General features: G+C 61.9%; 17 protein-coding genes and 1 tRNA gene. 5 read left to right on the top strand and 13 right to left on the bottom strand.

Features of this window, described 5'->3' with window-relative positions; genetic code table 11:
• Nucleotides 1-74 precede the first annotated feature (74 nt).
• Both rho and argS read right to left on the bottom strand, forming a co-directional pair.
• A complete protein-coding gene (gene rho / locus DXD48_RS03105; protein WP_370446296.1) occupies nt 75-2,648 on the bottom strand; it encodes a transcription termination factor Rho in 2,574 nt (857 codons plus the stop codon).
• 528 nt (nt 2,649-3,176) lie between these two features.
• Nucleotides 3,177-5,030, bottom strand: coding sequence for an arginine--tRNA ligase (argS, locus tag DXD48_RS03110; RefSeq protein ID WP_117563961.1), 1,854 nt, complete (start codon nt 5,028-5,030; stop codon nt 3,177-3,179).
• A 342-nt stretch (nt 5,031-5,372) separates the two neighbouring features.
• Between argS and DXD48_RS03115 the strand changes: the two genes are divergently transcribed.
• Both DXD48_RS03115 and DXD48_RS03120 read left to right on the top strand, forming a co-directional pair.
• Nucleotides 5,373-5,858 carry a CarD family transcriptional regulator gene (locus tag DXD48_RS03115; RefSeq protein WP_089572030.1) on the top strand — a complete coding sequence of 162 codons (486 nt, stop codon included), beginning with the start codon at nt 5,373-5,375 and terminating at the stop codon, nt 5,856-5,858.
• 117 nt (nt 5,859-5,975) lie between these two features.
• Nucleotides 5,976-6,575, top strand: a complete 600-nt coding sequence (locus DXD48_RS03120; protein WP_055252329.1) for an HD domain-containing protein — start codon at nt 5,976-5,978, stop codon at nt 6,573-6,575.
• Between the two features lie 59 nt (nt 6,576-6,634).
• Here DXD48_RS03120 and DXD48_RS03125 read toward each other — a convergent pair whose 3' ends face one another.
• On the bottom strand, nt 6,635-7,921 hold the full coding sequence (locus DXD48_RS03125) for a glutamate-5-semialdehyde dehydrogenase (protein ID WP_117563962.1): 1,287 nt from the start codon (nt 7,919-7,921) through the stop codon (nt 6,635-6,637).
• 112 nt (nt 7,922-8,033) lie between these two features.
• On the opposite strand from DXD48_RS03125, the gene DXD48_RS03130 reads away from it, so the two are divergent.
• Nucleotides 8,034-9,452, top strand: coding sequence for an alpha/beta fold hydrolase (locus DXD48_RS03130; protein WP_117563963.1), 1,419 nt, complete (start codon nt 8,034-8,036; stop codon nt 9,450-9,452).
• A gap of 198 nt (nt 9,453-9,650) precedes the next feature.
• On the opposite strand, the gene proB is transcribed toward DXD48_RS03130, so the two are convergent.
• The 5 genes from proB to DXD48_RS03155 all read right to left on the bottom strand — a co-directional run bounded on the left by proB (nt 9,651) and on the right by DXD48_RS03155 (nt 14,173).
• Nucleotides 9,651-10,778 carry a glutamate 5-kinase gene (gene proB, locus DXD48_RS03135; protein ID WP_055252326.1) on the bottom strand — a complete coding sequence of 376 codons (1,128 nt, stop codon included), beginning with the start codon at nt 10,776-10,778 and terminating at the stop codon, nt 9,651-9,653.
• A gap of 103 nt (nt 10,779-10,881) precedes the next feature.
• Nucleotides 10,882-12,387: a nicotinate phosphoribosyltransferase gene (locus tag DXD48_RS03140; protein WP_117563964.1), complete on the bottom strand. Its 1,506-nt coding sequence runs from the start codon at nt 12,385-12,387 to the stop codon at nt 10,882-10,884.
• A gap of 84 nt (nt 12,388-12,471) precedes the next feature.
• Complete coding sequence (locus DXD48_RS03145) at nt 12,472-12,912, bottom strand: hypothetical protein (RefSeq protein ID WP_099431890.1); 441 nt, start codon at nt 12,910-12,912, stop codon at nt 12,472-12,474.
• A 64-nt stretch (nt 12,913-12,976) separates the two neighbouring features.
• A tRNA-Ala gene (locus tag DXD48_RS03150) sits at nt 12,977-13,049 on the bottom strand.
• Between the two features lie 179 nt (nt 13,050-13,228).
• Nucleotides 13,229-14,173, bottom strand: coding sequence for a radical SAM protein (locus tag DXD48_RS03155; protein ID WP_117563965.1), 945 nt, complete (start codon nt 14,171-14,173; stop codon nt 13,229-13,231).
• 525 nt (nt 14,174-14,698) lie between these two features.
• Between DXD48_RS03155 and DXD48_RS03160 the strand changes: the two genes are divergently transcribed.
• Together DXD48_RS03160 and trpS are read left to right on the top strand one after the other, a co-directional pair.
• Nucleotides 14,699-15,898 carry an MraY family glycosyltransferase gene (locus DXD48_RS03160; protein WP_117563966.1) on the top strand — a complete coding sequence of 400 codons (1,200 nt, stop codon included), beginning with the start codon at nt 14,699-14,701 and terminating at the stop codon, nt 15,896-15,898.
• A gap of 159 nt (nt 15,899-16,057) precedes the next feature.
• The gene (trpS, locus tag DXD48_RS03165) at nt 16,058-17,107 is read left to right on the top strand and encodes a tryptophan--tRNA ligase (protein WP_117563967.1); all 1,050 of its coding nucleotides are present in this window, start codon (nt 16,058-16,060) and stop codon (nt 17,105-17,107) included.
• Nucleotides 17,108-17,438: 331 nt separating this feature from the next.
• Here trpS and DXD48_RS03170 read toward each other — a convergent pair whose 3' ends face one another.
• From DXD48_RS03170 to pckA, 5 genes are all read right to left on the bottom strand, one after another.
• Complete coding sequence (locus tag DXD48_RS03170) at nt 17,439-17,759, bottom strand: MGMT family protein (RefSeq protein WP_089572047.1); 321 nt, start codon at nt 17,757-17,759, stop codon at nt 17,439-17,441.
• A 79-nt stretch (nt 17,760-17,838) separates the two neighbouring features.
• Complete coding sequence (locus tag DXD48_RS03175; protein ID WP_117563968.1) at nt 17,839-18,693, bottom strand: DegV family protein; 855 nt, start codon at nt 18,691-18,693, stop codon at nt 17,839-17,841.
• A 119-nt stretch (nt 18,694-18,812) separates the two neighbouring features.
• Nucleotides 18,813-19,262, bottom strand: a complete 450-nt coding sequence (locus DXD48_RS03180) for a MarR family winged helix-turn-helix transcriptional regulator (protein ID WP_022093866.1) — start codon at nt 19,260-19,262, stop codon at nt 18,813-18,815.
• Nucleotides 19,263-19,435: 173 nt separating this feature from the next.
• On the bottom strand, nt 19,436-20,155 hold the full coding sequence (locus DXD48_RS03185; RefSeq protein WP_117563969.1) for a B3/4 domain-containing protein: 720 nt from the start codon (nt 20,153-20,155) through the stop codon (nt 19,436-19,438).
• Between the two features lie 227 nt (nt 20,156-20,382).
• Entirely contained in the window at nt 20,383-22,053 is a 1,671-nt protein-coding gene (pckA, locus tag DXD48_RS03190) for a phosphoenolpyruvate carboxykinase (ATP) (RefSeq protein ID WP_199407884.1), read from the bottom strand.
• Nucleotides 22,054-22,273: the final 220 nt, after the last annotated feature.

A 22,273-nucleotide genomic window follows, 5' to 3' on the forward strand; every position in this document is an offset into this window, starting at 1 on the left:
AATGGAAAGGGGCCGAGGCTCAAAGCCCCGACCCTTTATCGCATTGATGACTATCGCAGCGCGTGGATGACAACCTAGAACGTCTGCTCGTAGTCGCTGTGTTTTTTGGCCGAACGCACCAGGAACTCCTGGTTGGTGTTGGTGCCCTTCAGACCCTTGATAAACGACGCCGCCGCACGCTCGGTATTGTTCATGCCGGCAAGAATGCGACGCAGACCAAAGACAAACGGACGCATCTGCTCGTCGACCAACAGGTCCTCGTTACGCGTACCGGAGGCAACGGGGTCGATAGCCGGGAAGATGCGGCGGTCGGCCAGGTCGCGGTCGAGCTTAAGCTCCATGTTGCCGGTGCCCTTGAACTCCTCGAAAATGACCTCGTCCATCTTGGAACCGGTGTCGATGAGGGCAGAGGCCAGGATGGTGAGCGAGCCGCCGTTCTCGATATTGCGGGCTGCACCCAGGAAGCGCTTGGGCGGATACAGTGCCGCCGAATCGACGCCGCCCGAAAGGATGCGGCCCGAGGCAGGCGCCGCCAAGTTGTAGGCGCGGGCGAGGCGCGTGATGGAGTCGAGCACCACCACGACGTCGCCACCCAGCTCTACGATGCGCTTGGCGCGCTCGATGACGAGCTCTGCCACGCGGGTGTGGTTGTCGGCAGGCATATCGAAGGTCGACGCCACAACCTCACCCTTGATGGAACGCTGCATATCGGTGACCTCTTCGGGGCGCTCGTCGACGAGCAGGCAGATGAGGTGCACCTCGGGGTTGTTAATCGAGATAGACTGGCAGATCTTCTTGAGGATCGTGGTCTTGCCGGCCTTGGGCGGGGACACGATCAGGCCGCGCTGGCCCTTGCCGATCGGTGACACGATGTCGATGGCGCGACCGGTAATAGAGTCCTTGCCGTGCTCCATGCGCAGCGGCTCGTTGGGATAGACCGGGGTGAGGTCGCCGAACTTGGGACGGTTGCGAATCTGCTCGGGGTCCAGACCGTTGACGGTCGTGATTTTGGCGAGGCCGGCGCGCTTGTCGCCGCCGCGCGAAGGACGCAGCGAGCCCTCGATGACGTCGCCCGTGCGCAGGCGCGCGGAGCGGATGAGGTAGGCGGGCACGAAGGCGTCGTCGTTGGACTTCATGTAGCCATGGGCGTGGATGATGCCGGAGCTGTCCGGGCGAATCTGCAGAATGCCCTTGATGTCGCGGAAGCCCTCGGCCTTCGCAGCGGTGACGTAGATTTCCTCGACGAGCTCGGCCTTCTTCTTGCCGGTCGTCTCGATCTCGAACTCCTTGGCCTTCTCGCGAAGTTCGGCAACCTTCATGGCAGCGAGCTCCTCGCGCGAAAGCGTAGGCTCGGTGGGAGCGGCATTACGCTCCTTGTTGCGTTGCTTGCGATCGCGCTGGCGGTTGCGACGGTCGTTGTTGCGCTCGTCCTTGCGCTCGTTGCGCTCCTCGTTGCGCTTGTGCTGGCGACGGTTGGGGCGGGCGCCGTCTTCGCTCTCGGCGGGGGCGGCACCATCGGTTGCGGTGGTGTCAACATTGGCCGCAGCGGCGTCATTGGCCTCGGCGCCAGAATCAACCTGCGCTTCGACATCAGCATGCTGCTCGGCGGCCTTGGCCTTAACGGACTTCTTGCGACCGCGCTTGGGCTTCTCGGATGCAGGCTGTTCGACGTCCTGGGGCTCGGCGGCATCAGTCGATACATCGGCGGTCGTCTCGGTGGAATCCTCGGACGCGCCCTTCTTGGCAGCCTTAGCCTTGGACGTGCGCTTAGCAGCAGTGCGACGCCTGCGACCGGGACGGACGTCGGCGGGCTCGGCATCGGCAGAAACGGCCTCGGAAGTCGTAGCATCCTGGACGGGTTCATCGGCAGCAGTTGAGGACTTGGCGGTCGCCGCAGCATCCCGAGCGGCGGCGGCTGCGGCTGCGGCCTTCTCGGCCTCGACAAAGGCCTTAGGCTTGCGACCGCGACGGTGAGGGCGCAAAGCCGGATCGACAACGGGAACTTCGCTGGCCTCGACAGGCGCAGCGGGCTCAACAGACGATGCACCCTCCCCTGCCGCGGAACGGACCGAAGTCTCAGTGGGCTCGGGGACTACCTGTTCCGCAACCTGCTCGGCCTTAGCAGCCGTGCGACGGCGTGTGCGCGGTGCCAGCTTCTCGGTCGGCTGGTCGGCGGCAGGAACCTCGGTGGCGGCAGGGGTCTCGAGTACAGACGGAGCTGCAAGCTCGGTCAGAGCCGCGGCCTCGCGCTCGGCAGCACGACGGCGGGCGCGCACCACCTGAGCCTCGCTAATCTGCGCCAACGCACGTGCCTGCGCGACCTCATCGGAAATCGGCGCCGAGGAGTCAGCTGCAACGGTGAGCTTGGCGCGCGTCGTGCGCGTGGTACGGCGCTTTGGCTTGGTGACCTCCTCGCCGTCAGCGGCAGGCTTGGCCGTGCGGCGCGTGCGCTTGGGCTTTGCCGGAGCAGCCTCCTCACCAGTTGCAGGCACGGCCTTCTCAGCCGCTACAGGCATAGGCGTCGAAGCAGCCTTAGGCGTCTCAGGAGCCGAGGCTTGAGCGGGCGCCGCGACCTGGTCCGACGCAACCGGTGCAGCGGGAGCGGCCTGCGTCGTCGTTATTTCGTTTTCTTGCTGTTGATCAGACACAGTGTTTGCTCAACTTTCTTTTCAAGCCCTGTGATCACATGCTCCCTGCATAAACCTTCAGGGCGGCTAAACAGTCTAGTTCCGTTCAAAACGACGGACATCATTGATCTGTATCGAGATGATTGCGTCAACTACGCAGCGTTAGTGTAACACAACCGCCGCCACCTGCAACTTAGTCATTGGGGACGTTCTTAAACGACTAGTCAAAAGGGACACTCTTTGTTTGCCACCCACAAATCTGACTGCCTCCGCCAAAACTATGGCGGTTTACTACGATGAATCGCTCAACCGCGACCACTCCGAAACTTGTTGAACTAAAACCGCAGGTAGATGCCTTGCACTTTTTAGCAAAACGCCGGCGTGGTTAGAATTCCTCAATTCATCGTAGTAAACTGGCATAGTTTCGTATTTCCAGCAGTTCCAAATTCATCAATACGTCGGCGTTTGCGAAAAAAGCCCGACCTCCGTAGGAGATCGGGCTTATAGGGCTCAGTTAAACCAAACCTACACGGTCAAATGACCCGCAGATTACATCTGCTCGGGCGCGGAAACGCCAACGAGGGTAAGCACCAGGGCGAGCGTCACGCGGACAGCGTCGCAAGCTGCCAGACGGGCGCGCGAAAGCTCGGGGTCGACGGGACGGCCCTCGCTCGGCAGAACCTGGCAGGCAGCGTAGAAGCTGTGGAAGTCGCCGGCGAGCTCCTCGGCAAAGTGGGTCAGACGGAACGGAGCGCGATCGCGAGCACAGCTGGCGATCAGGTCGGTGAGCTCGTTGAGCTTGCGCGAAAGGGCGAGCTCGGTCGGGTCGGTCAGCAGCGAGTAATCGACGTTCTCACCGATGGCCTTGGCGGCAACGGCCTTCATGCCCATCTCGTCGGCCTGCTCGGCGGTAACGTCGGCGGCACGGCGCAGGATGGAGCACACGCGGGCGTGAGCATACTGCACGTAATAGACCGGGTTGGAGTTGTCGCGCTTCTTAACGGCCTCGATGTCGAAGTCGACCATCTGGTTGGAGCTCTTGGAGATGAGCGTGTAGCGAGCGGCATCGGAGCCGACCTCGTCGACGAGCTCCTGCAGGGTCACCATGGTGCCCTTGCGCTTGGACATACGGACGGGCTTGCCGTTACGCAGCAGGTTGACGAGCTGGCCCAGCAGAACCTCAAACTTGCCGGGGTAACCCAGAGCGTCGCAGACGCAGCGTACGCGCTCGATGTAACCGTGGTGGTCGGCGCCCCAGATGTCGATGACGTGATCGACGCGCTGGAACTTATCCCAGTGATAGGCGACGTCGGAGGCGAAGTAGGTGTACTCGCCGTCGGACTTGATCAGGACGCGGTCCTTGTCGTCGCCCAGATCGGTGGAGCGGAACCACAGGGCGCCGTCCTTGGTGTAGAGGTAGCCCATCTTGTCGAGCTTCTCAAAAGCGCGGTCGACGGCGGAGGTGCCGGCGGTCTCGCCCTCGGTGTCCTTCACATACAGCGAGCGCTCGGAGTACCAACGATCGAAGTCGCAGTTGACGGCGTGGCAGAGGTCGCGCATGTTATCGACCATCTTTACATAGCCGCGCTCGCGGAAGCTCTCCATGCGCTCCTGAGGATCGGCGTTGACCCACTTATCGCCGTCGGTGCGCCAGAACTCGGCGGCCTCGTCGATGATGTAGTCGCCGCCGTAAGAGTCCTTGCCCAAGGTCTCGGCAAAGTTGTCCTGATACGGATGGGTCTCGGGGTGCTCGTCGTTCTCGTCGGCAACAAAGGCGTCACGGTCGGCGATCAGCAGCTTGTGAGCCTCGTCGATATCAACGCCCTGCTTGGCGATGATGTCGGCAAGCTGCATATAGCGCGTGCTGATGGAGTTGCCGAAGGTGTTCATCTGAGAGCCGTGGTCATTGATGTAGAACTCACGCTGGATCTCATAGCCGGCGTGGTCCATAACGCGGCAGAGCGAATCGCCCAGCGCGGCCCAGCGGCCGTGGCCGATGTGCATGGGGCCGACGGGGTTGGCGGAAACGAACTCGACCTGGGTCTTCAGGCCACCACCGACGTTGGACTTAGCGAAGTCCATGCCCTTCTCGCGAGCCTCGCCAAAGATGGCATTCTTAACGGCAACGGAGAGGTAGAAGTTGATGAAACCGGGGCCTGCGATCTCAACCTTCTCGATCGCGGGATCCTCGGGCATATGGGCAACGATGGCCTCGGCGATCTTGCGCGGGGCGCAGTGGGCCAGCTTGGCGGACTTCAGGGCCATGGTAGAGGTCCACTCGCCATGAGAAGTGTCAGCCGGTCGCTCGATAGCGCAATCGTCAAGTTCAAATGCGGAAAGGTCGCCGGCCTCCTGGGCCGCAGCAAGCGCAGCGCGTACCAGCTCTTCAATCTTCTCGGGCATAGATCCTCCTTGTGTTAAAGCCCCCGAGCTCTTGGTCACTCGTAGGGCAAAAGCCAGAGTTTGTAGTACTCTATCACAAGCGAGGGGCACTGTCGCAGGGTAAAGCCAATCGAAATTGCATATGCACAAAATTGACTACAGCTTGTATGGAGTCACTCAAAGATGCCGGTCTGCCTGCAGATTATGCACGCGTTGAAAATGCATAAAGGTGTGAATGAGCTGTGTCTTTTATCGAATACTCTTACCTATCAGAGTTGTGTGCTTTTCCTGCATAAAGCGAGGATTTGCGCACGTCAGCGTGTTATTCTAGACATACGTAAATTCGTATAAGTTGGAGGTAGCATGTTCTCAATCGGTCAACACGTCATTCATCCGGGTCAGGGAGTCTGCACCGTCGTCGGTTTTAGGGACGACACGCCGCAGCCCATGTTGTTGCTCGAGGCCAAGCAGGGGCATGCGCAGACGATCCTTATGTACCCCGTGGCGCAGGCCGACCGTCTGCATGCCGCCATCTCTCAGCAAGATGCCGAGCATCTGCTGAGCCACTATGACGAGCTGGAGTGCGACACCTTTACCGAGCGCAACAGCTCGCTTGAAGAGACACACTTTAAGCAGCAGCTCAAGCTGGGCGCGCCCGAGACGGTCCGCGTGGCAAAGACCATGATGCACCGCATTCGCCAGGCCGAGGAAGCCGATAAAAAGCCCAGCTCTTACTATATGCGTGTACTCAAGGAAGCCAAGCGCCGCTCCATCGAGGAGTTCGCCGTGGCATTGGGCGTCACCGAGGAGGCCGCCGAAGCCCGCCTAGCCCAAGCCGCCCTCAACTAACCCATCCGCGCCAAAAACCACCACAAAGGGGACAGGCACCTTTGTGGTGGTTTTTTCGTTCTAGTCGTTCTAGTAGTATTCATTCTTAGCGATACCTGCGAGCACAAGGAGTCTTTTATGGCAGAGCCACTTTCCGCCGGAATCACCCGCGACCGTGCGTTCGAATTGCTCAACGAGCACAATAAGGACCCGTTCCACATCACCCACGGCGAAACGGTCGAGGGCACCATGCGCTACTTTGCGCGCGAGTTCGACCCCGAGAACGAGGAGTTTTGGGGCATCGTCGGTCTGCTGCACGACCTAGATTGGGAGGAGCATGAGGACGACCCCATGAACCACACCATCTATGCGGCCGAGATCCTTGAAGGCGAGGGCGCCTCTCCCGATCTCATTCGCGCCATTCAGACGCACACGTCGGACTTCAACACCTCGCTGCCCAAGCCCGAGCTGCAGATGGAAAAGATCCTGTTTGCCTGCGACGAGCTCACCGGCTTGATCGGTGCTGCCGTCATCATGCGTCCGAGTAAGAGCGTCATGGACTTTACGACCAAGTCGCTCAAGAAAAAGTTCAAGGACAAGCGCTTTGCCGCCGGCTGCTCGCGCGACGTGATTACGCAGGGTGCCGAGATGCTGGGCTGGGAGCTCCCCGAGCTCTTCGACCGTACCATCGCGGCCATGCAGTCCTTCGCCCCCGACCGCGACACCTTTCAGGCTTAATTCCAAAACCATCACAAAGGGGACAGGCACCTTTGTGGTGGTTTTTGTTTGCGCGGGCGTTAGGGGCGGACCTGGCCGGTGCCTCGGAGCTTGTATTTGTAGGTGGTGAGGGCCTCGGCGGCAAAGGGGCCGCGGGCGTGGAGCTTTTGGGTCGAGATGCCAATCTCGGCGCCCAGGCCAAACTCGCCGCCGTCGGTAAAGCGCGTGCTGGCGTTGGCATACACGGCCGAGGCATCGACCTCGTCCAGGAAGCGCTCGCAAGCATCCGTGTCCTCTGCAACGATGGCCTCGGAGTGCATCGTGCCGTAGCGGTTGATGTGCGCGATGGCCTCGTCCTCGTTCGCCACGACCTTCACGCTCATCTCGAGCGCCAGATACTCGCGACCCCAGTCCTCCTCAGTCGCGGCAACGTAGTCATCGCCCTCGGCAAGCCCGGCGTCGGCGCATGCGGCGCACGTGGCCTCGTCGCCGTGAATGAGCACGCCGTGGTCGTGCAGCACGGCAACGACCGCAGGCAAAAACACATTGGCCACAGCATGGTCGACCAGCAGCGACTCGGCGGCATTGCACACGCCTACACGCTGGGTCTTGGCATTAACGATAATGTTGAGCGCCTTATCAAAGTCGGCGGACTCATGCACGTAGATATGACAGTTGCCCGTGCCCGTCTCGATCACCGGCACAAGCGACTCGCGCACGCAGCGCTGGATCAGGCCTGCACCGCCGCGCGGAATGAGTACGTCGACAATACCGCGGAGCTTCATGAGCTCGCCAGTGGCCTCGCGGTCGGTGGACTCGATCATCGAGATAGCCTCGCGCGGGAAGCCCTTGGTCTCGAGCGCATCGGCCAGCAGCTCAGAAATCATGGCACACGAGTGATAGGCCAGCGAGCCGCCGCGCAGAATGCAGGCGTTGCCGGTGCGGATGCAGATGCCCGCGGCGTCGGCCGTCACGTTGGGGCGCGCCTCGTACACCATGGCGACCAGGCCCAACGGCACGCTCACGCGGGTGAGGTCCACGCCGCTTGCGAGCACGCGGTGGTCGAGCACGCGGCCGACAGGATCGGGCAGCTCGGCGAGCTTCTCCAGGCCGGCGGCCATACCCTCAACGCGCTCGGGCGTCAGCAGCAGACGGTCGAGGAGCCCCGCCGAGGTCCCCGCATCGCGCGCGGCGGACATATCGAGCTCGTTGGCGGCAACGATGGAGTCGACACCGTTGCGCAGTGCTGCGGCCATGGCGCGCACGGCCTCCTGGCGCTGCTCGTCGCTCGCCGTGGCAAGCGAGGCCGACGCTGCCTTAGCGGCAACGGCAAGATCGTGGACATACGTGGCTATATCGACCGACATGGGCGGCCCTTTCTCCTAGAAGTTTGCAACCATGGTAGCCGATTTGCGCATGGCCTCGCCCGCGGCGGTAGAATTGGTCAACCCGAAACACCGCAACGAACGGAAGACTCACATGGCCCTCATCACTTCGTACCACGTCCCCGGCCTGTATGTCGAGGACCACAGCATCGACGTCCCCCTCGACTGGCGCGGCCTGGAGCCGATGCTCCTGGCCGTCGGCAGCACCATGCGCCGCGGCGCCATGCCGGCGCCCATCGCAGGTGCGCCCGAGAGCATCAAGCTCTTCTACCGTGTGGTTTGCGCGCCCGACCGCATCAACAACGATCTGCCACTGCTCCTGTTTTTGCAGGGCGGCCCCGGCGGCGAGAGCCCGCGTCCGCTGTCACCCACAAGCGACGGCTGGATCGAGGAGGCCGTCAAGCACTTCCGCGTCGTCCTGCCCGACCAGCGCGGCACCGGACGCAGCAGCTGTGTAGACGGACGCACGATTGCCGCACTGGGCGAGCGTGCCGAGGCAGCCGGCGCCGATGCGGACCGCTCGCAGGCGGACTTCCTCAAGCGCCACCTCGCCAGCTCCATCGTGCGCGATTTTGAGTACCTGCGCCTGGTGGGCTTTGGCGGCAGGCCCTGGGTCACGCTCGGGCAGAGCTACGGCGGCTTTTTGACGCTGAGCTACCTGTCGCTCTTCCCCGAGGGCGTGGCGGCAAGCTTTACCTGCGGCGGCATCCCCCACGTACCGGCGAGCGCAAGCGAGGTCTACGCGCACACCTTCCCGCGCATGGCTGCCAAGACGCAGCAGTATTACAACCGCTACCCCGCCGACGTCGAGCGCGTGGCGGCCCTGGCAGATGCCCTCGAGGAGCAAAAGCCCGTGCTACCCGACGGCTCGCCGATGACGGTCGAACGCCTGCAGCTCATGGGCAGCGACTTTGGCATGAAGCCGAGCTTTGAGCGCATGCATTGGATTATCGATCATGCTTTTGTTGACGGCGACGGCACGCTGGCCTGCGGCGCCTCGGTATCCGACAGCTTTTTGATGCGCGCCTTCGAGCGCACCAACACGCGCACGAATCCGCTGTACTGGACGCTTCAGGAGTTCATCTACGCCGACGGCGACACCATGCCCATTCGCTGGGCCGCGGCAGAAGAGAAGGCCCATCGTGCCGAGTTCGACACGCTCACGCGACCGCTCATGTTTACCGGCGAGGCCATGTTCCCGTGGATGTTTGAGCAGATGCCCGAACTTAAGCCCTTCAAGCCGGCGATGGATCTGCTTATGGAAGACACAAGCTGGGACAAGATCTACGACCCGCAGCGCCTGGCGTGCAACGAGGTGCCCCTGCAGGCCGCGGTGTACTTCGATGACATGTACGTGGACTCGGGCATGCAGCTCGATACGCTCAGCCGCGTGGGCAACTCGCATGCCTGGGTGACCAACGAGTTCGAGCACGACGGCTTGCACGGCAGCGTGGTGTTCAAGCACCTCTTCGACGAAGCCCTCAACCGCGGAGACCTGCGCCAGATCTTCTAGCAAAGGAGTGTCCCCGTCTGCCGGCACAATAGGAACGTCCCCAAGTGCCGGCAACGACAATGCCGCTGGTAGAGGACAGAAAGCGAAAACGCCCCTAAGCGAGCAAGGTGACGTGAAAGAGGAGGGCATTGACCTTTTGGTTATGCCCGACGATTGAACGTCAGATTGCCGCTTAGGGGCGTTTGCAGCGTCAATTGGTTAGGCGAACACTATCAAGTTGTCCCTATGGATCGCGGGCTTCTCGGCCAGGTCTGCGAGCAGGCGGTTGCTGGCAATCTGGTCCTGGCGGCGGCCGGCTGCAAGCTCCAGCACGTCCGAATCGGCCTCGGCGATACCACGGGCGACAACCATGCCGCTCGGGTCGCACACGTCGAGCACATCGCCCTCGGCAAACTGGCCATCGACCTCGCGAATACCCACCGCGAGCAGCGACGATCCGCGGCTGACCAGCGCCTTCGCGGCGCCATCATCGACCGTCACCGAGCCATGCGCCTTGTCACCCAGTGCGATCCACAACTTGCGCGGCGCAATGTCCAGGCGCTCCGCCGGCGGATCGAACAGCGTACCCACGCTCTCGCCGCGGGCCAGACGCACGAGCGCATCGGGCTCCTCGCCCGAGCAAATCACGCTTTGAATGCCCGCCGTCATGAGAATGCGGCTCGCGCGAATCTTGGTGATCATGCCGCCCGTACCCACCGATGTGGAAGAATCGCCCGCCGAGGCGATAATCTTGGCATCGATCTTATGCACGACCGGGATAAACTCGGCCGTCGGATCCTCATGCGGATTGGCGGTGTAGAGGCCATCGATGTCCGAGAGCGTCACGCACAGATCGGCAGAAACCAGGCAGCTCACAAGCGCCGCCAGCGTGTCGTTGTCGCCGAACTTGATCTCATCGACGGTAACGGTGTCGTTCTCGTTGACGACCGGCACCACGCCCAGCTCCACCAGGCGCAGCAGGGCGTCGCGCGCGTGCAGGTAGGACGTGCGGCGCGCCGTGTCGTGACGCGTGAGCAGCACGAGCGAGGTGAGCAGGTCGCGCGCATGGAACTCCTCGTCGTAGGCCGACGAGATGATGCACTGACCGGCCGAGGCGCAGGCCTGCAGGCTCGGCAGGTCACCGACCGGCTTGCGGTCGAAGCCCAGCACGGGATAGCCGCAGGCAATGGCACCCGAGCTCACCACGACCAGGCGCCAGCCAAGCTCGCGCAGCGCTGCGGCCTGGTCGGCAAGCCCGCCGATAAAGGCGCGGTTGACCTTGCCGTCGGCGCCCACCACCGTGGACGAACCGATCTTTACCACCATCGTTTTATAAGAAGTCGTCATACGTCAAACCAATCGAATGTCGAGCGTTCGGGCGAGCTGGGGCAGTCGGGGCGCCTGGTGCGGAACGGACGAAAATGATCCGTTTTCCTCCGTCCCCTTCGGATCATTTTGCCCAGGGGAAGGCCGAAGCCGCAGCCATGTTCTTGCGCACGAGCTCGTCGCGCACCTGAGCCAGGCCCTGCTCCATGCCCACCACATAGGTCTGCGGGTACAGGAAGCGCTTGAAAGCTGCGTCCAGATGGTCAAGTGCCCAGGCGCAACGCTCGCGCGCGTCCTGGATGCTCTCACGCGGAGCCACCGCACTGCCATCGCGCACGATCGGCACCAGCAGCTCGCGATACTCAAGTTCGGACACGTCGGTCACCAGAGCGGCATCATTCACGGCCACGAGGGTATTGCCGCGCGCGGCGCCCTCCCCCGCCAGATGGTCCTCGTCGTAGATCATGTCGCAGACTGGGCCGCCAAAGCCGTCGTAATAACGGCGCACGCGTTGCACACCCGGGATCGTGCGCTTGTAGGGCTGCTCGGAGAGCTTGACCACCGGCGTCCACGGGTCCGTCTCACTCGCACGGCGGGCGGCGAGCTTGTACACGCCGCCCAGCGCCGGCTGGTCGTAGCAGGTCGCGAGCTTGGTGCCCACGCCAAAGCTATCGATAGGCGCGCCCTGGTCGAGCAGCGACTGAATCGTGTACTCATCCAAATCGTTAGAAACCGAGATCCCCACATAGGGCAGGCCCTCGGCATCAAAACGGCCGCGCACATACTTGGAGAGCTTGGCGAGGTCGCCGGAGTCGATGCGAATGGCCGACAGGCGCTCGCCCACCGCTTCCATCTCCTTGGCAACCGTAATGGCATGCTCGCAACCCTCGCGTACGTCGTAGGTGTCGATGAGCAGCGTGCAATTCTTGGGGCTCGACTTGGCAAAGGCGCGGAAGGCCTCGAGCTCGGAGTCGAAGCTCATGACCCAGCTGTGCGCATGCGTGCCAAAGACGGGAATACCGTAGCGGCGGCCGGCGAGCACATTGGACGTAGAGGAGCAGCCGGCAACGTAGCTCGCGCGCGCGACGGCCAGCCCGCCATCGGGACCCTGGGCGCGGCGCAGGCCAAACTCGGCAACGGGACGGCCGTCCGCCGCCAGCACCACGCGCGCCGTCTTGGTGGCGACAAGCGTCTGGAAGCCGACGATGTTGAGCAGCGCCGTTTCGAGCAGCTGGCACTCCAGCGCGGGACCGGTGACGCGAACCATGGGTTCGCGCGGAAAGACGAGCTCGCCCTCGGGGACGGCGTCGATGTTTACATGTGCATGAAAATCGCGCAGGTAGTCGAGGAATGCAGGCTTGAACATCGCACCGCCGGCCGGGGCCTGGAGTGAGGCGAGGTAGTCGATATCCTCGGGCGTAAAGCGCAGGTTCTCGACCAGCTCGGGCAGCTCGGCGGTGCCGCACATGACGGCATAGGCGCTGCCAAAGGGATGGTCGCGGTAAAACGCGGTAAAACAACCCTGCTCATTGGCCTTGCCGCTCTCCCACAGGCCCTGGGCCATAGTGAGCTCGTACAGATCGGTGAGCATTGCAATGTCGGTGGGATGCGAGATGTCGGTCAAAGCCATGGGGCGACCTTTCGGATGCGTTGTGCAGAGGTTGAGGGTTGGAAAAGGGCAGAGTGTTCGGGCATGGCACCCAGCGCGAATGGGCTAGAGCAGGCCCATGCTGGTCAGGATCGTGTAGCCCATAAAGATGACAAACGCGATGAGGGCAAGGACAATGATGATTTTTTGAGCCGGCGCCATGCCAGGGATCTCGTTCTCGCCCGTAGGCTCCTTGGAGGTAACCATGCGCTGGGCAAAGGTCATCTCGTCACGGCTCGGCTTGGGCTCGACGGACTTGGAACGAGCGACCTTTTTAGGCTGAGGTTTAGGTGCGGTGGGCGCGGGCTTCGCGGCGGCGGGCTTGGGCGCGGGGGCGACGTTCGCGGCGGCCTCCTCGGCCTTCTCGCGCTCGGCACGCAGGGCGGCCAGCTCCTCACGCTCGCGGCGTGCCTCTTCCTGGGCCTCGCGACGAGCTTTCTCGGCGCGGAGCTCTTCCAACTCGGCGCGTTCCTCGGCAGACAGTGGTTGGGACTCAAGCTTGGCCATGGTACAGCCCTTTCTTTTAAAAAAAGCCGCCGACACAATGTCAGCGGCTTATCAAATCCAAGGGTGGAGACGAAGGGAGTCGAACCCTCGGCCTCTGCCATGCGACGGCAGCGCTCTCCCAACTGAGCTACGTCCCCAAGACAAGTTGATATTTTACCTACGGCTCGCCAACTGTCAACGCCCAATACCCAGTCTTTTTGGGACGCGGCTGTTTTAGCTACCCCGACAGACAACGCGAACGGTTTGGTCGAACAGCGGCAGGGGTAGCTAAAACAGCCCCGTCCCAAAAAGACTACTCAAAGAGCCTCGTCCCAGATTAGCTGGTTTGAGCACTAGTAAGAACACCGGTGGTATCGAACGCCGGGGTAAAGCTCTCGTCTACCGCGCCGCCTTCTTGCCAAAACATCGTCGTAAAGCCCAGGTCGTCGGCATGGTCGAGCACCTGCTCGTACTCCTCGCGCGTCACGGCGCGCGCCAGGTCGCCGCCTTGTTCGCGCATGAGGGCATTGGGCGTGTACTGGTTCATGACCGAGATCGGCACGTCGCCCACCGTCTGCCACACCAGGTCCAACACGCGGCACGAATCGTCCGCATGCCCCGGCAGCACCAGATGACGCACGATTATGCCGCGCCTCATGAGCCCGTCCTCGTCTACCAGCTCTCCCCCGCGGCGCTCAATCTCGCGCGCCATCTGGGCCAGACCCGACACGGCCACGCGCGGGTAGTCCTTAATATGAGAAAGCGACTGAGCAAGCCCGGCATCGGCATATTTAAAGTCCGTAAGCCACACGTCGACAAGGTCGCCCAGCGCCGCCACGGCACTCGCGCGCTCGTAACCACTCGTGTTGTAGACAATTGGGATGACCAACCCGCGCGTCCGTGCCGCGGCAATCGCGGCAGGCAACAGGTGCGCATAGTGCGTCGCCGTCACCAGGTTGATGTTATTGGCGCCCTGGTCCTGCAGCTCCAGCATAATCTCGACCAAACGCTCGGGCAAAATCTCAAGACCGAAATTGCCCGTCGAGATCTCGTGGTTTTGGCAGTAGATACATTTGAGCGAACAGCCGCTAAAGAAAATCGTACCCGAGCCGGCCTCGCCCGAAATGGGCGGCTCCTCCCACATATGGAGCGCCGCGCGGGCGACCTTAAGCGTGTTGTCGGCGCCGCACACGCCACGCGCGCCCTCGTCGCGCGCCGCACCGCAACGGCGCGGACACAAATGGCAGGCGGGCGAAAAAAGTTCGGTCAACGACGTCGGCATAAAAACATGCTCCAAAACAATGATTCAGCAGCTCAAACGTAAAGGGACCAACCGCACAGACGGCTCGAGCCCAAGGCGCCGTAATCGTCCGACACGATTTTTGTAATGTCAAGACTGGAATCGATAAAGTGCCGCTTTATAATGTAGGTATTCCGCCCCCCGCGGAGCAACTGGGTGAACCGTCGCGTTTATTTAGGGAGCCCACACAGTCGTACCTAGTACAGGTATCCTTCGTTGTTAAGGACGCTGGAACAGTCGATGAGGGCACCCACCTGTTTTAGGTGGGTTCATTTTCGTAACGTGGGGGGTGGTTTTCATTTGCCGAAAACCACCATTACAGCCCATATGGATCCCCGCCGGTATCCCGACAAGCCATCGACAACATCCCAATATCTGGTAAGCGCGTGATTATCGCTGCATGCAATTCCATGCACCCCCCGTGGTCGAGTATCATGGTTCGGCTATGCCCTTTGCGCATGGCGTTCTTCTGACCTTTTCCTTCGACGCTTGGCGGTTTTTAGATTCATGGCTTCATCCCCGAGCTACATACCGTACCTATGCGTGGCAGCGGCGGCCTTTATCACGACCTTCCTCATTGTGCCCCTGGTCAAGCGCTTGGCAATTAAGCTCGACGCCGTCGACTATCCTTCCAAGCGCCGCATCAACACCAAGCCCATCCCGCGTTTGGGCGGAACGGCGGTGTTTTTGGGCCTGGTCGTTGCCTGCATTGTGCAAATCCTAGGCACCTGGCACCTAGGCTGGCCGCCCGTCCTGGTGCCGCACCCGCGCCTTCACATTAGCTATCCCATGCTGGCGCTCTCCTTTACCGTCATCTTTGCGACCGGCGCTATCGACGACGTCTTCCAGCTCAAGCCCAAGCAAAAACTGGCCGGTCAGGTCCTCGCCGCGCTCATCGCCTGCGTGGGCGGCCTGCGCATCGGCGTCATCGTCAACCCGTTTGCCCCCGGCGAGATCATGCTCGGATGGCTCGCCTACCCCATCACCGTGATCTATCTGGTGGCATTCACCAACATCATTAACCTCATCGACGGCCTCGACGGCTTGGCCACGGGCATCTGCGGCATCGCGTCGTTCACCATGTTTTCGATGGCCGTTCTCTCGGGCCGCATCGACGCCGCCGCGCTCTCCATTGCGCTCTTTGGCGCCTGCCTGGCCTTTTTGCGCTACAACTTCAACCCCGCAAGCATCTTCTTGGGCGACTCGGGGTCGCTGCTTCTGGGCTTTGCGCTGGGCTCCATCTCGTTGCTCAACGTGAGCCGCACCGCCGCGCTCACCTCGCTTATCATCCCACTCATCGTTGCCGGCGTGCCCATCATCGACACGTTTAGCGCCATCGTGCGCCGCAAGCGCGCCCACATTAGCATCGGGCAGGCCGACAAGGGCCACATCCACCACCGCCTGATCCAAGAGGGCTACAACCAAAAACAGGCAGTGCTCCTCATCTACGCCTGGTGCATTATGCTTTCGGCCGGCGCCGCCGCGATTAACCAGGTCGAGGTGCCCATGCGCGTGCTCATCTTTACCGTGCTCGCCATTGGCTCGGCGGCCTTTGCCAAGCATCTACATCTGTTTGAGCCCGTGCTGCGCCACCATTACAACAAGCGCACACACGAGGATGAGCTCGTCACCCCCGACGACCCCGCCTTTAAGCAGGAGGAGCAGGCAGCCGAAGAACGTAAGGAAGAGCGCCACCACAAGCTCTAGGGTAAGCTGCCGAGAATGTGCCAAGGCATCGCTGACCAAGTGCAACTACATCGCATCAATCGCGTAAGCCACCCCTTGCCAGCCCCTCGCCTACTTACGCCCCGCCCCTCCAATAAACGCGTTATCATCTTGACCCATGAACATACGTTAGGAGCAATTATGCCAAACGAGAACAGCTACGAAGTCGCTCTGCAGAAGAGCAACGCCATTCGCGAGGGCCTGGCCAAGACGCCCGACAAGTTCACCATGCTCACCGGCGACCGCCCCACCGGCCGTCTGCATCTGGGTCACTACTTCGGCACCCTCAAGGGCCGTGTGGAGCTGCAGAACATGGGTGCCAAGACCAACGTACTCATCGCCGACTACCAGGTCATCACCGACCGCGACACGACCGAGCACATCCAGGACAACGTGTACAACATGGTCATGGACTACCTTGCCTGCGGCATCGACCCCGACAAGACCATGATCTACGCGCACTCCGCCGTGCCCGCCGCCAACCAGCTCATGCTGCCGTTCCTGTCGCTGGTGTCCGAGGCCGAGCTGGCGCGCAACCCCACGGTCAAGGCCGAGATGGAGGCCTCGGGCCACGAGCTCACCGGCCTTCTGCTCACCTACCCGGTGCACCAGGCCTGCGACATCCTGTTCTGCAAGGGCAATGTGGTGCCCGTCGGTCGCGACCAGCTGCCGCACATCGAGCTCACCCGCACCATCGCCCGCCGCTTTAACAACCGCTACGGCAAGGTGTTCCCCGAGGTCGACGCACTGCTGTCCGAGACCCCGCTGCTGCCGGGCCTGGACGGTCGCAAGATGAGCAAGAGCTACGGTAACGCCATCAACATCTCGATGACCGCCGAGGAGACGGCCAAGCGCATCAAGAAGAGCCAGACCGACTCCGAGCGCATGATCACGTTCGATCCCGAGAACCGCCCCGGCGTGTCCGGTCTGCTTTCGACGGCCGCCATCTGCACCGGCCGTTCCGAAGTCGAGATTGCCGAGGAGATTGGCATGGGCGGCTCCGGCCAGCTCAAGAAGTACGTGACCGAGGCCGTCAACGAGTACTTCGCGCCGATCCGTGAGCGTCGCCAGCGCTACGAGAACGACCTGGATTACGTAAAGGACGTCCTGCACGAGGGCAACCGTCGCGCCAATGAGATCGCCGAGCAGACCCTGGGCGAGGTTCAGGACGCCATGGGCATGGTGTACTAGGCAAAGCGCCTTCGCACAACATAGACGGTGAGGCTGAATCCTCACCGAAACAGGAACAGGCCCGCTGGCAGATAGTTGCCAGCGGGCCTGTTCCCGAAGTACACCGTTGAATCGCACAGAGGGGAGGAATGCGAATCAAACTCAACAGGGCAGGCTTTTTCATCGCCTATTGCCTGCTCCGTTGCTGAAAACAATATAGTTCACCGTGGTTTACTTTGCTGCGACAAACCGCGCCGCCATACCTTCTCCATAAGTTAACCTCGGTAAACCTGCTAAAACCACCACAAAGGGGATAGGCACCTTTGTGGTGGTTTAAGCCACGGCAGAGCCGCTAGAGCCCTGCAGGCCAGCGACAGGCGGCCAAGTCGACGTGCATGTCGTCCTTAAACGCCACACCCTCCCCTAGCAAAAGCTCACGTTGAGCATCGGGACCGCCAAAAGCAAAACCATCGCATATGCGGCCATCGGCAAACACCACGCGGTGACAGGGAATCTCGCCGGGGCGCGGATTGCCATGCAGGGCATACCCCACGTACCGCGCACTTCGTGGACGTCCAGCAAGCAGCGCCACCTGACCATACGTGGCGACCATCCCCTCGGGAATCTGCTCGACCACCTCGTACACCCGCTCAAAAAAGCCCTCAGACGCCATTGCTCGCTCCCTTCCACCCGGAATAGCATAAACCACCACAAAGGTGCCTGTCCCCTTTGTGGTGGTTTTGGCAGGTGGGCTAGTTAACGGGCTGGAAGAAGGCTACGGCTACGGCGCCGGGGCCTACATGGGTGCCGATGGTGGCGCCGATGGTGTGAACGGGCAGTTCGCCCTCGGTGTGGCCAGCCCACAGTGCCGCGCTGTCCTCGATATACTTCTTGAGCACCGCATCCGAAAGGCCCGTATAGCCGAGCGCCAGCGGCATGGAAAAGTCGATGCCGCCTGCCTTTTCGACCTTCTGGTTGAGCAGGTTACGGCCGTTCTTGGAACCGCGCGCCTTGCCCAGCTGCACGATCAGACCGTCCTCGGCAGCCACAACGGGCTTTACGTTGAGCAGCGTGCCCACGGCGCCGGCAGCAGCAGACAGGCGACCGCCGCGCACCAGGTACTCCAACGTCTCGAGCAGGCCGATGACGACCACGCGGTCGCGCACGGCCTCGACAGCCGCCGCAACCTGAGCCGCGCCCTGGCCCTCGTCCACCAAGCGCAGGGCATACTCGACCAGCACGCGCTCGCCCAGGGTAACGTTATTGCTATCCACCACGTACACATCGCCGCCCGGGGCCTCGGCAAGTGCGGTGCGGGCACTCTGATTGGTGCCCGAGAGCTTGGCGCCCACGGTAATAATCACGGCCTCATCGCCGGCCTCACGCGCTTCGGCAATCGCCTGCGAAAAGGCGTACGGGTTGACCTGACCGGTCTTGGGCAGCTCATCGCGCTCCACAAGCATCTCGTAAAAGCGCTGGTGATCGATGTCGACGCCATCCATATACACATCGGTGCCAAAGGTGACGGACAGCGGCAGAACACGCAGAGCGGGGTGCTCCGCCGGCGACATATCGCTTGCGGAATCGGTAATAATGCGGACGGACATAACGAATCCTTTCTTGCGCAGGTCCCGCGCGGGGAATTTTGACAGCAATGCCCCGGCACGGCATACGCGCTCAAACGGGACTATGCAGTTTTTAATGGGAAGCAAATGCCTTGGCGGCCTTAGATCTCACGCAGGGTGTTGAGAATCGTACGCAGCGACGCATACATCTGCTCGCGCTGCTCCACACCCATAGCCTTACCGGTGGTGTCGAGCACCTCGCGAATGATGCGGTCCGCCTCGCTCATGCTCTCGCCGCCCAGAGCGGTCAGGCGCACCGGGGCACGATACTTAACGGCTGCATCACCCGAGTCGTCGACCTCGACGTAGCCGCCCTCCTCCAGATGCGCGAGCGTGCGCGAGACGGCGGCACGGGTCACGCCTGCCATGCGAGCCAGGTCAGCGCCAGTCAGGCCGTCCTTGCTGCGCTCAAGATAGTACAGGCACATAACGTCGGAGCCCTTGAGGCCCAGCCTTGCGCCCTCGGATGTCTTAATGCGCTGGATCTCCTTGTAGAGCCCGCTGATCAGTCCGACAAAGTCCTCGAAACGTGTCTCGTCGTTCTGCTGCATGGGAGACGACCGCCTTTCGCTTGCATGATGCTAACGGGTAAACATCTTAGCCGCACAAGGCAACACCCATACCCAAATATCCCATTTGTTAACCCATCAACATAAAAACCACCACAAAGGGGACAGGCACCTTTGTAGTGGTTTTGACCGGCGAACATGATCCGCAGGCGTCGCTACAGTTCCACGCAGGGATTGTCGCGGGTCACAAGCGTCTTAACGACAACCGTCGCTCCCAGATAGCGCTCAAGCAGCTCGGCTAAGCGATCGATCGCGGCCTGGCAATCCCCCATCCGCTCGGGCTCCACGCACTCAATCGCCAGGAATGCATCGGCCGAATCGTCGGACAGCGCCGTGCGAACGCCATCGCGCCAGTTCCAGCAGCGGCATACGGCGCCCGCATCATCGATATAGGCGAGCTCGCCGGGCAGCGTCGGGTCATCCGTTTCCTCGCCAAGTGGCAGGAACGCATCGCCGCCGTCAGTCACCTTCAAGCGAAGATCCCCCTCAATCGCATGCAGGTCCTCGCCGCCAACGGGCAGCGCGTAGGTCAGCGACACCGTGTTGTAGATGTCCACCGCGGGCGTAATGTGGCCCACCGGTTTGCCCTTGAGCACGCGCTTGAGCAGGTTCTCAATTGAGCAACGCGCGCCCTTTTTGGTCTTGAACAGCCGATAAGCCTCGCGCCATGCCTTGACCGGTGCGTTCTCGCTGATAGTATCGCTGGTCAGATGACGCTCCGCGTCGATATTGGCGCGGTCGAGCAACGCCGCAATCGCGTCCACGTCCTCTTGAGGAATCTGAGCCGCGGGCTTCATGCCCTTTACGACCGCAACACCGACAGCCGCCTGCGGAAATAGCTCCCAAAACGAATCCTCGGCAATAAAGCTCTTCATGCGCTCTCCCTTCATCGTGCGCGCCCGAGCGAGGGCGCCTAAACAAAAAGCGCCCTTACGACGGCCACCTTCAAAGGCCTACGGTGCCGCCACAAGAGCGCTTACGCTGCCCCCATCCGGAGAAGGGAGCGATATGTTAGGCGTATTGTAACCCGAGTCATCCGCGCGAGTAAAACCACCACAAAGGTGCCTGTCCCCTTTATGGTGGTTTTGGGTCTGAGGCGACGCTAGTGGCGAAGTCCCAGCAGGCCGTGGCCGCGATGACGGGCGTCGGCGTGCACCTGAGCGTGCGGACCGGCGGCCTTGACGGATTCGGGCAGGTGCGAGTACTTCTTCTCGAAGTTCTCCTCGAACATCACGGCCAAGTTGTGCGCGGCCTCGTCGTAGCGAGCGGTGCTCTGCCAATACTGGCGCGGCACCAGGATGCCGTCGGGTACGCCGTGGCACGTGGTGGGAATGTCGACGTTAAAGATGTCGTCGTGCACGAACTCGCTGTCCTCGATGGTACCGTCGAGGGCGCGGGCCACCAGGGCGCGCGTGTAGGCAAGCTCGATGCGATGACCCACGCCGTAGCCGCCGCCGATCCAGCCGGTGTTGACCAGGTACACACGCGTGCGGCCGTCGGCGATGCGCTCACCGAGCATCTTGGCATAGACCATGGGGTCGAGCGGCATAAACGGCTCGCCAAACAGCGAAGAGAACGTGGGCGTGGGCTCGGTGACGCCGACCTCGGTGCCGGGGATCTTGGCCGTAAAGCCCGTCACAAAGTGATACATGGCGGCGTCGGCCGTCAGGCGCGAGATGGGCGGCAGCACGCCAAAGGCATCGCAGGTCAGGAAGAGCACGACGCTTGGAGTGGTGCCCATGCCCTTGGTCCACGCGTTGGGAATGTGCTCCACAGGGTATGCCACGCGCGTGTTGTGCGTGATCGAGATGTCGTCGTAGTTGGGCTTGCGGTTCTCGTCGAGCACCACGTTTTCGCAGATCGCGCCAAAGCGGACAGCGTTGAAGATCTCGGGCTCGTGGAACGCGTCCAGGCCCTCGCATTTGGCGTAGCAGCCACCTTCGATGTTGAAGATGCCCATGTCGGACCAACCGTGCTCGTCGTCGCCGATCAGTAGGCGCGTGGGGTTGGCCGAAAGCGTGGTCTTGCCCGTGCCCGAAAGGCCAAAGAACACGGCGGTCTCGTGCGTGACGGGATCCATGCTGGCCGAGCAGTGCATGGGTAGCACGTCGTCCTCGACGGGCAGCAGGTAATTCATGACGCTGAAGATGGACTTTTTGATTTCGCCGGAGTAACCGGTGCCGGCAACCAAAATCACGCGCTCCTGGAAGTTGATGACCACGGCGGCGCTGGAGTTGAGGCCCTTAATGGCGGGATCGCACTGGTAGCCCGGCGCGGCGAGCACACAGAAGTCCGGCTCGCCGGTGCGTGCGATTTCACGGGCAAGCGGGCGGGCGAGCATCTGCTTAATAAAGAGCGCTTGGCTGGCACGCTCGCAGGCGACAAGCAGGCGACGCGTATGGTTGCGATCGGCACCGGCCATACCGCGAGTGACGAACACATCGCGCTCGTTGAGGTAGTTGACGATACCGGCCTTGATGGCCTCGTAGCTCTCGGCAGAAAGCGGGCGGTTGACGGCGCCCCAGGCGATCTTGTCGTGCACGTCGGGCGTGTCGACGATAAAGCGGTCGTTGGGCGAACGGCCGGTACGCTCCCCCGTCTCGATCACCAGCGCGCCGTTGGATGCCATGCGGCCTTCTTCGCGGCGGATAGCGTGCTCGACGAGCTCCGCGGCGGGTAGATCGACCAGCAGACGGGGTTGATTCTCGGCGGGATCTTCGACCAGCGCAATACCAAAGTTGGACAGAACTTCTGCAGGGGTAACACCAGGCATGGGGCCTCCTTTAAAAGCGCGACACGTGGACGCGGCGCGCACTTTACTCACGTAAAGCCCGTTGTACCCGATATGCAAAAACGTTTTTGCGGCAACGGCGAAGCGCCCGCCCAACGGTCAAAAATCGCAGGCAAGCGGCCTAGTCGTTAGGGACACTCTTGAACAGGCAACAACCAAGGAGCGACCCCGGATGCCGGCACTTAGGGACGTTCCCAAAGTG

This window comes from Collinsella sp. TM05-37 (genome assembly GCF_003436455.1).
GTDB lineage: Bacteria > Actinomycetota > Coriobacteriia > Coriobacteriales > Coriobacteriaceae > Collinsella.